Origin of the sequence: Azohydromonas australica DSM 1124 (genome assembly GCF_000430725.1) — a bacterium.
Classification (GTDB): domain Bacteria; phylum Pseudomonadota; class Gammaproteobacteria; order Burkholderiales; family Burkholderiaceae_C; genus Azohydromonas; species Azohydromonas australica.
Genome location: NZ_AUMO01000038.1, coordinates 88,165 through 100,310, shown reverse-complemented (window position 1 = coordinate 100,310; position 12,146 = coordinate 88,165). Strand labels below are relative to the sequence as shown.

Annotated in this window: 10 protein-coding genes; 5 read left to right on the top strand and 5 right to left on the bottom strand. The window is 68.1% G+C overall.

Translation table 11 applies throughout. The annotated features are described in order from the left end of the window. Positions 1 to 8 precede the first annotated feature (8 nt). From H537_RS0106245 to H537_RS41550, 4 genes are all read left to right on the top strand, one after another. Positions 9 to 317, top strand: coding sequence for a DUF2160 domain-containing protein (locus tag H537_RS0106245; protein WP_028997202.1), 309 nt, complete (start codon positions 9 to 11; stop codon positions 315 to 317). A 101-nt stretch (positions 318 to 418) separates the two neighbouring features. Next, positions 419 to 2,149, top strand: coding sequence for an ABC transporter substrate-binding protein (locus H537_RS0106240; RefSeq protein WP_028997201.1), 1,731 nt, complete (start codon positions 419 to 421; stop codon positions 2,147 to 2,149). A 144-nt stretch (positions 2,150 to 2,293) separates the two neighbouring features. Continuing rightward, positions 2,294 to 3,757: an NCS1 family nucleobase:cation symporter-1 gene (locus tag H537_RS0106235; RefSeq protein ID WP_028997200.1), complete on the top strand. Its 1,464-nt coding sequence runs from the start codon at positions 2,294 to 2,296 to the stop codon at positions 3,755 to 3,757. Positions 3,758 to 4,292: 535 nt separating this feature from the next. Then, complete coding sequence (locus tag H537_RS41550) at positions 4,293 to 5,744, top strand: sulfatase family protein (protein WP_051242031.1); 1,452 nt, start codon at positions 4,293 to 4,295, stop codon at positions 5,742 to 5,744. Positions 5,745 to 5,902: 158 nt separating this feature from the next. Here the strand turns inward: H537_RS41550 and H537_RS52405 are convergent, their stop codons facing one another. The 3 genes from H537_RS52405 to H537_RS0106210 form a co-directional block, all read right to left on the bottom strand. Further along, positions 5,903 to 6,772 carry a hypothetical protein gene (locus tag H537_RS52405; protein ID WP_156901462.1) on the bottom strand — a complete coding sequence of 290 codons (870 nt, stop codon included), beginning with the start codon at positions 6,770 to 6,772 and terminating at the stop codon, positions 5,903 to 5,905. A 102-nt stretch (positions 6,773 to 6,874) separates the two neighbouring features. Then, positions 6,875 to 8,650 (bottom strand): hybrid sensor histidine kinase/response regulator, encoded by a 1,776-nt coding sequence (locus H537_RS48955; RefSeq protein WP_051242029.1) that lies wholly within the window; start codon positions 8,648 to 8,650, stop codon positions 6,875 to 6,877. 16 nt (positions 8,651 to 8,666) lie between these two features. Continuing rightward, a complete protein-coding gene (locus tag H537_RS0106210; protein ID WP_028997197.1) occupies positions 8,667 to 9,317 on the bottom strand; it encodes a response regulator in 651 nt (216 codons plus the stop codon). A 296-nt stretch (positions 9,318 to 9,613) separates the two neighbouring features. Here H537_RS0106210 and H537_RS0106205 point away from each other — a divergent pair, with 296 nt between their 5' ends. Next, the gene (locus H537_RS0106205) at positions 9,614 to 11,044 is read left to right on the top strand and encodes a TAXI family TRAP transporter solute-binding subunit (RefSeq protein ID WP_310733011.1); all 1,431 of its coding nucleotides are present in this window, start codon (positions 9,614 to 9,616) and stop codon (positions 11,042 to 11,044) included. A 21-nt stretch (positions 11,045 to 11,065) separates the two neighbouring features. Here H537_RS0106205 and H537_RS0106200 read toward each other — a convergent pair whose 3' ends face one another. Both H537_RS0106200 and H537_RS0106195 read right to left on the bottom strand, forming a co-directional pair. Then, positions 11,066 to 11,671 carry a hypothetical protein gene (locus H537_RS0106200; protein WP_028997195.1) on the bottom strand — a complete coding sequence of 202 codons (606 nt, stop codon included), beginning with the start codon at positions 11,669 to 11,671 and terminating at the stop codon, positions 11,066 to 11,068. Between the two features lie 11 nt (positions 11,672 to 11,682). After that, positions 11,683 to 12,135: a peptidase associated/transthyretin-like domain-containing protein gene (locus H537_RS0106195; protein ID WP_028997194.1), complete on the bottom strand. Its 453-nt coding sequence runs from the start codon at positions 12,133 to 12,135 to the stop codon at positions 11,683 to 11,685. Positions 12,136 to 12,146: the final 11 nt, after the last annotated feature.

Sequence of the window (12,146 nt, the reverse complement as noted above, 5' to 3'; positions counted from 1 at the left end):
AGCCGCCCATGTTCGACTGGATGGTCTGGACCACGCCGGTGGCCGTCTTCTTCGGCGCCATCGCCGTGCTGCTGGCCGGCATGACGCTGTGGGAGATCCGCTCGCCCACCACGCTGCGCAAGGGCTTCCTGCCCATCGCCACCACGCGCGGGGACCGGCTCTTCATCGGGCTGCTGGCGGCGGCCTACGTCAACCTGGGCTTCGTCGGCGTGGCGGGCCGCCTGCAGCAGTGGCTCAAGCTCGACAGCGAGCCCAGCGTGTGGATCAGCTTCGTGCTGTCGATGGCGGTGCTGGTGCTGGTCATCCGCCGCGGCTGAGGCCGCGCACGGTTTTGCGACGGTCCTGCGGCCCCTTCGCACCCCGGGGCGGCAGGGCCAGCGATCCTGAGCAGGGGCGCCACCGAAAACAGGAGACGACGATGAGACTGCGCTACACCGCACTGGCTCTGGCGGCCTGCACCGCGCTGGCGGGCCAGGCGCTGGCCGGCGAGGCCGAGGCCAAGCGATGGATCGACAGCGAGTTCCAGCCCTCCACGCTGAGCAAGGACCAGCAGATGGCGGAGCTGAAATGGTTCATCGACGCGGCCAACAAGCTCAAGGCCAAGGGCGTCAAGGAAATCAGCGTGGTGTCGGAAACCATCACCACGCACGAGTACGAATCCAAGACGCTGGCCAAGGCCTTCGAGGAGATCACCGGCATCAAGGTCAAGCACGACCTGATCCAGGAAGGCGACGTGGTCGAGAAGCTGCAGACCTCGATGCAGTCGGGCAAGAGCATCTACGACGGCTGGATCAGCGACTCCGACCTCATCGGCACCCATTACCGCTACGGCAAGGTCATGAACCTCACCGACTACATGGCGGGCAAGGGGCGCGAGTGGACCAACCCGGGCCTGGACCTCAAGGACTTCATCGGCACCAAGTTCACCACCGCCCCGGACGGCAAGCTCTACCAGCTGCCCGACCAGCAGTTCGCCAACCTCTACTGGTTCCGCGCCGACCTGTTCGCCCGCCAGGACCTCAAGGACAAGTTCAAGGCCAAGTACGGCTACGACCTGGGCGTGCCGCTGAACTGGAGCGCCTACGAGGACATCGCCGACTTCTTCACCAACGACGTGAAGACCATCGACGGCAAGCCGATCTACGGGCACATGGACTACGGCAAGAAGGACCCCAGCCTGGGCTGGCGCTTCACCGACGCGTGGCTGTCCATGGCCGGCTCGGCCGACATCGGCACGCCCAACGGCCTGCCCGTCGACGAGTGGGGCATCCGGGTGGCGGACGACAAGTGCACGCCCGTGGGCGCCAGCGTGGCCCGCGGCGGCGCGGCCAACTCGCCCGCGGCGGTGTACGCGCTGACCAAGTACGTGGACTGGATGAAGAAGTACGCGCCCAAGGAAGCCATGGGCATGACCTTCGGCGAGGCCGGGCCGGTGCCGGCCCAGGGGCAGATCGCGCAGCAGATCTTCTGGTACACCGCCTTCACCGCGGACATGACCAAGCCGGGGCTGCCGGTGGTGAACGCCGACGGCACACCCAAGTGGCGCATGGCGCCCGGACCCAACGGCCCGTACTGGAAGCAGGGCATGCAGAACGGCTACCAGGACGTGGGCTCCTGGACCTTCTTCTCCGGCCACGACGAGAACCGGACCGCCGCGGCGTGGCTGTACGCGCAGTTCGTGACGGCCAAGACCACCTCGCTGAAGAAGACGCTGGTGGGGCTCACGCCGATCCGAGAGTCCGATATCCAGAGCAAGGCCATGACGGACATGGCGCCCAAGCTCGGCGGGCTGGTGGAGTTCTACCGCTCGCCGGCGCGCGTGGCGTGGTCGCCCACGGGCACGAACGTGCCCGACTACCCCAAGCTCGCCCAGCTGTGGTGGAAGAACGTGGCCACGGCCGTCACCGGCGAGAAGACGCCGCAGGCGGCGATGGACAGCCTGGCCGACGAGATGGACCAGGTGATGGCGCGGCTGGAGCGCGCGGGCATGGCCAAGTGCGCGCCCAAGCTCAATCCCAAGGGCGACCCGGCCAAGTACCTGAGCACCAAGGCCGCGCCCTGGGCCAAGCTCGCCAACGAGAAGCCCAAGGGCCAGACCATCGCCTACGACACGCTGCTGGCCGCGTGGAAGGCGGGCAAGGAGCGCTGACCGGCGCCCTCGCGCGCCAGCAGCCGTGCGTGCGGCTGCTGGCGCGGTTGAAGGCGCAGGCCCGCGCCGGCGGGCCTGCGCTTCGACACCCGGGCCTTCTCGGCCTACCTTGTCGTGCAGGTGTTTGCGAACCAGGAGGTCACGATGGACGTCCGCCCACCCAGCCCGAATCTCTACAACGAGGACCTTGCCCCCGCCAGGGAGCGGCACTGGGGCGCCTTCTCGATCTTCAACGTCTGGACCTCCGACGTGCACAGCCTCTGGGGCTACTACCTCGCGGCCAGCCTGTTCCTGCTGTGCGGCAGCTTTGCCAACTTCCTGCTCGCCATCGGGCTGTCGTCGCTGGTGATCTTCTTCCTCATGAATCTCATCGGCTACGCAGGCGAAAAGACCGGCGTGCCCTACCCGGTGCTGGCGCGCGCGAGCTTCGGCGTCTGGGGCGCCAACCTGGCGGCCCTCGTGCGTGCCGTGGTCGCCTGCTTCTGGTACGGCGCGCAGACGGCCGCGGCCTCCGGTGCGCTGGTGGCGCTGCTGGTGCGCAACGAGTCGATGCTCGCCTTCCACCGTGACGTGCACGTCCTGGGCCACTCGGGCCTGGAATTCGCCTGCTACGTGCTGGTCTGGGCGCTGCAGCTGCTGATCATCCAGCGGGGTATGGAGACCGTGCGCAGGTTCCAGGACTGGGCCGGGCCGGCGGTGTGGATCGCCATGCTGGTGCTGGCCGTCGGGCTGATCGTCAAGGCCGGCGGCTTCAGCATGAGCCACGGCATTCCCATGGACGTGCTGCTGGAGAAGACCAAGGACGCCGGCGTCGTCGGCGAGCCGGGCTCCTTCTGGGCGCTGATGGCCGTGGGCGCCACCTGGATCACCTACTTCGCCGCCCTGTACCTCAACTTCTGCGACTTCTCGCGCTACGCCAAGGACAAGGCCGCGGTGCGCAAGGGCAACCTCTGGGGGCTGCCCATCAACCTGATCGCCTTCTCGCTGGTGGCCGGCGTGACGACGATCGCGGCCTTCCAGGTCTACGGCGAGGTCCTGCTGCACCCCGAGCAGATCTCGGCCAAGTTCGACAGCTGGGTGCTGGCCGGCATCGCCGCGCTGACGTTCATGGTGGCCACGCTGGGCATCAACGTGGTGGCCAACTTCGTCTCCGCCGCCTTCGACGTCAGCAACGTCTTCCCGCGGCGCATCAACTTCAAGAAGGGCGGCTACATCGCGGCGGCCATTGCCCTCGTGCTCTACCCGTTCTCGCCCTGGGAGAGCGGCGCGGCGCACTTCGTCAACGCCATCGGCGCCACCATGGGGCCGCTGCTCGGGATCATCCTGGTCGATTACTACCTCGTGGCCAAGGGCCACGTCGACGTGCCCGCCCTGTACGACGAGCACGGCCGCTACCGCTACGAAGGCGGATGGAACCTCAACGCGCTGGTGGCCACCGGCGTGGGCGCCGTGTTCTCGACGATCCTGCCCAACTTCACGACGCTGCTGCCGGCCTGGTGGGGGACGTACGGCTGGTTCTTCGGCGTGGTGATCGGCGGCGGCGTGTACTGGCTGCTCGCCACGGTGCGTCCGGCCCGCTCGGGCGCGGGCCTCGCACCCACGGCCTGAAGTCCAGGCCTGCAGGGTGCAGCCCCGCGCGCCGCGCTGGTCCGGCCGCCGCGGCAGGTCAGCCGTGCAGACTCGACTTGGCTGTATCGATGGCTGAGCCTGGATCTCGACTGGAGAAGAACCTTCCAACTGCATGCTGAAACACGCATGTCATTTGAATCTTGTGTCCACGCCACAAATGAAAGGCATTTCATTGGCGGAGTTAGCCTTGACTTCAGCGGCTGGCGTATATCATTTTCGCGCCTGGAATTGGCTACCCAAGACACGGGGTAATAGTGTTCAAAAAACCTGCCACACCAATCGACACACCGCGAACACGGCATTTCACTCACGTTTTGATCTAAGTCTTTCAGTCCATTTCGAATAACGCATTCGACAGCGTGGTAAACCATCGGCACAAAAGTCTCCGGCACCCCAAGGGCTCCTGTGCAAGGGCACATCCTCAAAGGCTCATGCAATTCGACATGAGCCCAGCGTGGAGGCGATAAATACTTCCGGCAAGTTTTCGCGCACCAGGATCCCTGGAGGAGAACCCATGAAAGCCATCAACATGTCGCGGCGGCGCCTGGTACAGGCCCTGCCCGCCGGACTGGCCGCTCCCGCGCTCGCCGCACCGGCCGGGTCGGGAAGGCCCAACATCCTTTTCATTCTCGTGGACGACATGGATTACGGTATTTTCCAGCAAATGCCCCGGGTGAAGCAATTGATCACCCAGCGCGGCGTGGAGTTCCAGAATCATTTCGTCAGCCTGTCCATCTGCTGCGCCTCGCGCGCCACCATATTGCGCGGCCAGTTCGGACACAATCATGGCGTGCGTGACAACGGACCGCCGGCAGGAGGGTTCGAGAGGTTTTACCTGCGCGGCCTCGAATCATCGACCGTGGGCGTATGGCTGCAAAGCGCGGGTTATCGCACCGCGCTGATCGGCAAATACCTCAACAACTACCCGCACAAGGCCCCCGGCCCCAACCACATACCACAGGGCTGGGACACCTGGCTGGTACCCAATGGTGGCGACGAGTACCGGCAGCTCAATTACACGGTCAACGACAACGGCCAGACGGTGGCCTACGGTAACGCGCCGGAGGACCATTTCCACGATCTGCTGACGCAGCGTGCCAACAGTTTCCTGCGCGCAGCCGCAGCCGACCCGCCCAGCCGGCCTTTCTTCCTGTACCTCTCGCCGTACCTGCCGCACGGCCCTTCCCTAGCTCCTGAGCGCTACCTGAAGCTGTTTCGCGGCCTGCCGCTGCCACGACCGCCCTCCTTCAACGAGGCCGACGTGAGTGACAAGCCGCGCTGGCTGCAGCGGCTGCCGCTGCTGGACGACACCGTCATCCGGCGCATCCAGGGCTTCTACCGGCGCCAGCGCCAGGCGGCACAGGCCATCGACGACACGGTGCAGAGCGTGCTGAACACGCTCGAAGCCACCGGCCAGCTGGACAACACCTACATCGTGTTCAGCTCCGACAACGGCTACTTCCACGGCGAGCACCGCATCCCGGGCGACAAGCGCCGCGCCTACGAGGAAAGCATCCGCGTGCCGCTGTTGATTCGGGGCCCGGGCATCCCTGCCGGGCGCACGGTGAGCCAGCTCAGCTGCAACGTGGACCTGGCACCCACCTTCGCCGCCATGGCCGGCGTGACGCCTCCGGCCTTCGTGGACGGCCGCTCGCTGGTACCGCTGTTCAGCGGCACGCCTCCGACGCGCTGGCGCCAGTCGCTGCTGCTGGAAAGCCAGACGCCGGAAGCCAACAGCATCTACCAGTCCTACGTCGGGCTGCGCACCGTCAGCGGCAAGAGCTTCGTGCTGTGGGATTACGGTTTCGGCGAGTACTACGACCTGCGCACGGACCCGTACCAGCTCGACAACCAATACCCGACCATGCCCACGGCACTGAAGTCGGCACTGGCAACGCAACTGCGCTCGCTGGAAAACGCCGGCGGCGCTGCGCTGCGCAAGGCGGAGGAGGTTGTGGCGGGTTGACCTTCAGAGAAGCGGAGCAGCAGCAGTGTGCAGCTGCTGTTCCAGAATCCCCGGTGCAAAAGCGGATCTGCGCTGCTGGCAAGGGCGCAGGCGCTTTTCGCACTTGGGGTGCGAGGGCGAAGCACGAGGCAGCAGGTGCATTGGCGTGCGGCAGGCGTTCAATAGGCCACGGGTTCCCACGGCCTGAAGGCCAGCTTCACGGGGTCGTCATTGAAACTGATGCGGCTGTCATCGCCTTTCACCGTCAACTCGAAGCTGAGGCCCAGTTCCACCACGACGTCGGCATTGGCGCGCTTGATTTCAAAATCTACAGCGGGCATGGCCTGGATGCCGGGAAGCACGACTTCGGCGATGCCACCGTTTTCATGGGAAAACAGCATGCGCATCTCCTCTTTTTCAGCCAGCAGGACGGGATTGGAATTTTCCAGATCGACCTGAAAAATGCTTTGCCGGCAGACCATCGAGCAACGGGCTGCCGTTTCGTTCGCCAAGGGTTGCCACACGCTGAATGGGCGCGCTCTGCCGCTGATGGTGCCGGACAGGCTGACGACGGGCGCTGAAATCCAGCGGCCTGAAACCGAGGGTGCCATGCGGCCGGGCTGCAACACGCAGCTCGCCGTCGCGCCAAAGCGCCTGCTGCCCGGCGCGTCCCCGCTGTCGTTGACCCACCCCAGGAACGTGACCACTTCGTCCACCATCCAGCCGGTGATGTCATATTTTCCCCACTGGTATTGAGACATCGGCGTCCAGCTGATTTCGGCCCACCGGAATCCGTGATCGACGGGCTCGCCCGCGGCTGGAATTGGCGACAATTCAAAATCAGAATCGAAGCATTCCTTGACCCAGCCGCAAACACTGGCAAGCTGTCGCACCAGCCCATCGCCAAGCGTTTTCAGATTTCCCTTGTGCCCTCCCAGCCGCATGCCAAGCGCCTTGGACAAACTGGTTCCATATCTCTCCGGCATGGCGTCCGGCGCGGGCTGCAAGGTGCCGCTGAGCTCATAGGCATGATTTTTCACGCTCGGCATTTTGATCCTCCGACCAGACAGGAATGAATACGGCGCTGCTGTCTCGCTGAAAAACTTAGAGTCGTCGATTCATTTTCAGAAAAACATATTCAAGCGGCCTGCTCATGCCGCGCTCACGTGCGCCGGCGCGGCATCGGTGTCGCGGGTCACCTCTTCCACGATGGCGCGCATGAGCTGATCGACGGCCACCGGCTTGTGCAGCAGCCGCAAGCCGGCGGCGTCCGCTTCGCGCAGGCGGGCGGGCGCGGTGTCGCCGCTGATGAGCAAGGCCGCTACACCCGGCCACCGTTGCCGCGCGCAGCGCACGGCGGCAATGCCATCGTCGTCACCGCGCAGCCGGAAGTCGGCCAGCACGATGTCCGGGCGGCCAGCCGCCAAGTCCTCGGCGAGCGCCGCGGTGCCGGTCGCGATGCTGACTTGGCAACCCATGCCTTCCAGCAGCGTGCGCATGCCCTGGCGCACGCTGTCCTCGTCGTCCACCACCAGCACGTGCAGCCCGCGCACCGCGGGGGCCTCGGCCTCGGCGGCCGTTGCGCGCGCCGCTGAGGCCGGGGCCTCGCTCGCCCTGGGAATGTGCAGCGTGAATTCCGTGCCCTGGCCCAGCTCGGAGCGCATCGCCAGGTCGAGCTGCAGCAAGCCGGCCAGGCGCCTGACGATCGACAGCCCCAGTCCCAACCCCTGGCGGTGGTCGCGCTCCGCGTTGCCGAGCTGGTAGAACTCCTCGAACACGCGCTCGCGCTCGTCCGGCGGGATGCCGGGCCCCGTGTCCGCGATGGCCAGCACCAGCCCGGTGGCGGTGGAGCGCAGATCCAGGCGCACGCTGCCCTGCACGGTGTACTTGAGGGCGTTGTCGAGCAGGTTGCGCAGCACGCGCTCCAGCAGCACCGGATCGGTGAAGCCGTCCTCCGCCGGCAGCGCGCCCACCACGAGCTGCAGGCCCTTGCGGCGTGCCAGCGGCTCCAGCTCGTCGGCCACACGACGCAGCAGCTGCGCCAGCGGGAAGGCCACGGGCTTGACCGCGACCACGCCGGCATCGAGCTTGGAAACGTCGAGCAGCGCATCGAGCTGCGTGCCCAGGGCCTGCAGCGCGGTGTTCATCTGCTGCGCGATGAGGCGCGTGCGCTCGTCCAGCGGCCGCATGCTCAGCGCCGCGCTGAACAGCGTGAGGGTGTGCATGGGCTGGCGCAGGTCGTGGCTGGCCGAGGCCAGGAAGCGGGTCTTGGCGCGGTTGGCCGCCTCCGCGCGCTCCAGCGCCACGCTGAGCTCGCGCCGGGTGTCGAAGTTCTGCAGGTACAGGCGGTAGGTGTCACGCGCCAGCGCCAGCATCAGCACGCCGTAGGTGCTCAGCAGCAGGGCCATCACGCCCGCAGCGCCGCGCCACCACGGCTTGCCCGGCGTGGCCAGGATCTCGACCCAGTACACGCCCATGGTCAGGAACAGCGGCAGCAGGTAGGCCGTGAACACCGGCAGGTAGCCCACCTGGGCCACCACCCCGCCGGCGCACACGGCCAGGACGAACATGGACTGCACCGCGCGCTCCAGGTCGCCCAGGTAGGGCCACAGGGCGAAGGACCCGGCGTAGGCCACGCCGCTGAGACCGTACATGAGCATCACGAGGCGCAGGCGCAGCTTGAGCGACCAGCGCTCCAGGTGCGGCAGCCGCCAGAGCACCGCGGCGCGCAGCGCCAGCGTCAGCGCCACGGCCAGCACCCAGCCCAGCGTCAGGCCGTGCGGCGCCTTGCCCCAGGCCAGCGTCGCGATCAGCACGGCGGCGAACATCACGGCCAGGGGCACGCGCCAGCTGCGCCGCGCGAACAGGTCGAGCAGCTCGCGCTCGACGAGTTCCGAGGGACCGGTCAGCGGGGCAACGGTGTCCATGGCGCGTGAGGCCGTGTCAGCGCGGCAGCAGCTGGTCCAGCAGGCCGAGCTCGTGCACGCGGCACATGGCCTGCGTGCGCGTGGACACGCCCAGCAACTGGTACACGGCCCAGAGATGGGCCTTGACCGTGCCCTCCGCCACGTCCAGCTCGCGCGCGATGACCTTGTTGGGCTTGCCCTGGAGCAGCCCCCGCAGCACGGCGCGCTGGCGCTCGCTGAATTCGGGCAAGCGCTCCGGCGCGGGCGCCGGTGACCCGCAAGGGCCTCCCATGCTGCGCAGGGCGTGGGCGGGCACGAAGATGCCGTGGGCCAGCACCAGCTGCAGGGCGCGGATCGTCACCGCCACGTCGGTGTTCTTGGGGATGTAGCCGGCCGCGCCGGCATCGATGGCCTGCAGGATCAGCGCAGGATCCTCCTCGGCCGAGACGACCACCAGGCAGGCGGCCTCGAAGGCGGCCTTCATCCGCTGCAAGGCGGCCAGCCGGCTGAGGCCGGGCAGGTTCATGTCCAGCAGGATCAGGTCGAAGCCGGGCGCTGCGCCGGCCAGGCCTTCGGCCTCCGCGACGTCCGCCGCATCCACCGTCTCCACGTCGGGATCGAGCCCCGACAGCAGCGCCTTGAGACCTTCTCGGTACAGGGGATGGTCATCGACGATCAGGACGCGCATGGGACACCTGCTGCGGTCGAAGGACAACGGATCGGGCCGCCGAGATATTAGGCCGGGGTCCGCAGCCGCCGGCTAAACCAATGGCTGGCGGCACGGCCAGCGATCGGCTCGCCGGGAGCCGCGCGGTCGCCGCGGCGGCACGCCGCCCTCACGCGCGCCCTGGGCCGGCAGCGTCTTCCTGCCTCGGGGCGGTCCAGGGGAGCGGTTGTTTCCCGGGGAAAATGGCCGGCTGTCCGCCGCGTTGAGGCGTCCCTTGGCGCCACGCCCACCCGCCCCCCGTTCGAACCATGCCTGCCATGCTGCGCAATACGCTGCTGTCGCTGCGTGACCTCGCCGTCACCGCGGGACCTTTCCTGCTGCTGGGCCTGCTCCTGCTCGCCCTGGCTTACTGGATCCTGCAGCCCACGCCCCCGCGCCGCGTCACGCTGGCCACGGGCGTGGAGCAAGGCGCCTACGCCGAGTTCGGCCGCCGCTATGCGGCCCTCCTGAAGCAGCACGGCATCACGGTCGAGCTGCGCGCGACCCAGGGTGCGGCGGAGAACGCGGCGCTGCTGCAGGACGCGGACTCCGGCGTGGACATCGGCTTCGCGCAAGGTGGCGGCACGGCGACCACCGGTGACGACCTGGTGTCCCTGGGCAGCGTGTTCTACGAACCGGTCTGGCTCTTCTACCGGCAGGACTCGGCGCGTCGCCTGCTCGGACAGCGCACCCCTTCACCGGGCTCCGCGGGCCGTATCAACCCGGACCCTGCCGTTGCAAGGGCGCCGGCGGCCACCCCAGGGCTGACCAGCCTCGCACAGCTCGCCGGCTGGAGGCTCAACGTCGGGGCGCCCGGCAGCGGCGTGCCGCCGTTGATGGAGCGCCTGCTGGAGGCCAACCGGGTGGAGCCCGGCTCGGTCACGCTGTCGCGCCAGCCGCTCACGCCGGCCGTCGTCGATCTGCTCGATGGCCGGCTCGATGCCATCGTCATTGCATCGGCGCCCGAGTCCCAGATGGTGCAGATGCTGCTGCGCACACCGGGCATCGCGCTGGCCAACCTCGTGCAGAGCGAAGCGTATGCACGGCGCTTTCCGTTCATGAGCCACGTGGTGCTGCCGCGCGGGGTGGCCGACCTGGCCGCCGACGTGCCGCCGCAGGACATCCACCTCATCGCGCCGACCGCCACGCTGGTGGCGCGCAGCTCCCTTCACCCGGCGCTGATGCAGCTGTTCGTGCAGGCCGCTCAGCAGGTGCACGGGCAGGCGGGCTGGTTCCAGCGCAAGGGCGAGTTTCCCAACCCCGTCAACACCGAGCGCCCGATCGCGCCGGAGGCGCAGCGTTTCTACAAGGACGGCCCGCCGTGGCTGCAGCGCTACCTGCCGTTCTGGCTCGCCAACCTGTTCGATCGCATGTGGATCGCCTTGGTGGCGATCATCGCGGTGCTGCTGCCGCTGTCGCGGATCGTGCCGCCGCTGTATGAGTTCCGCATCCGCTCGCGCGTCTTTCGCTGGTACGCCCAGTTGCGCGCGGTCGAGGACGCCAGCAGCGACCGCCCCGTGGACGAGCTGCTGCGCGACCTGGAGGACATCGAGGCCCGCGTGGGCCGGGTGCACATCCCCCTGGCTTATGCCGACGAGCTGTATGCCCTGCGCAGCCACATCCAGCTCGTGAGGCGCCGGCTGCAGGAGCGCCGGCAGGCCACGCCGGCGGGTACCGGCGGGCCGTTGCCGCAGCCGGCCGGGCCTTGAAGGCCCGGTGGCCGGTGGCCTTCAGCGAGCGCGCTGGCGATCGTGCTTCTGGTGCCAGATGTCGGCGCTGGCACGGTCCTGCATGCGCTCCAGGCGGGCGTGTTCCGCGCGGCTGACGTGGCCGTCCGCGTCGGCGCGCGCCTCGGCGGCCTGGATGCGCGACTGCTGCTGCTCCAGCCGCCAGGCCTCGCGGGCATCGATCTGGCCGCTGCCGATGCCCTGGCGAATCCGGGCGTCCTGCATCGACTCGCGGCGGTCCACGAGGGCGCCGGACGTGGGCGGCGCGGCGGGGGCCATCTGGGTGCTGGCCGTGGGCTGGTCATGCTTCTGCTGCCAGATGTCGCGGCTGGCCGTGTCCTGCATGCGGTTGAGCCTGGCCCGCTCGGCAGAGTTGAGCGAGCCGTCGGCCCGCGCCGCCGCCTCGTTCGCATCGATGCGGCCCTGCTGGCGCTCCAGCCGGTAGGCCTCGCGGGCACTGACATCGCCGTTGGCGATGCCCTGGCCGATGCGCTGCTCCTGGTGGTCCTCGCGCTGGTCCACGACGCCGGACGGGGACGTCTGGGCCAGCGCAGCGGCGGCGGTCGCGGCCATGGCGGCGCCCAGCAGTACGGTTTGAAATGCCTTCATGGCGGATCTCCTCAAAGGTCAGCGCCGCCGGGGCTCGGCGGCCAAAGGAACAGCACGCTGGCCGGGTGGTTGGGCTGGACCTGCACCTCGCGGTGCAGCGTCCGGCCGCCCAGGCTGGCGTCGATCTTGTAGGCCCCCGGGGCCAGCCGAGCGAGCAGGAAGGGCCCGGTGGCCGTGGTCTCCAGCGCGGTGTGCCCCTGGGCGTCATGGATCTGCACCGCGACGTTGGCGGCGTAGTCGGCACTCGGGCCCGCCTTCACGGCGAACTCCAGCGCCAGCGGCCACTGCCGCGCCTCCTTCTGCAGGGCCTGGGCCTCGTCGTGCCCGATGCCGCCGCTGAGGTATTCGACCGAGCCGCTGTGCTGAACGGGGGGCAGCAGCACGTTGCTGTTTGCGGCGATTGCACCGACCAACAGCATCACCAGCGAAGCCGCCATCAGGCTGTGGGGTGTCATCCGGTTCATCGCAAATCTCC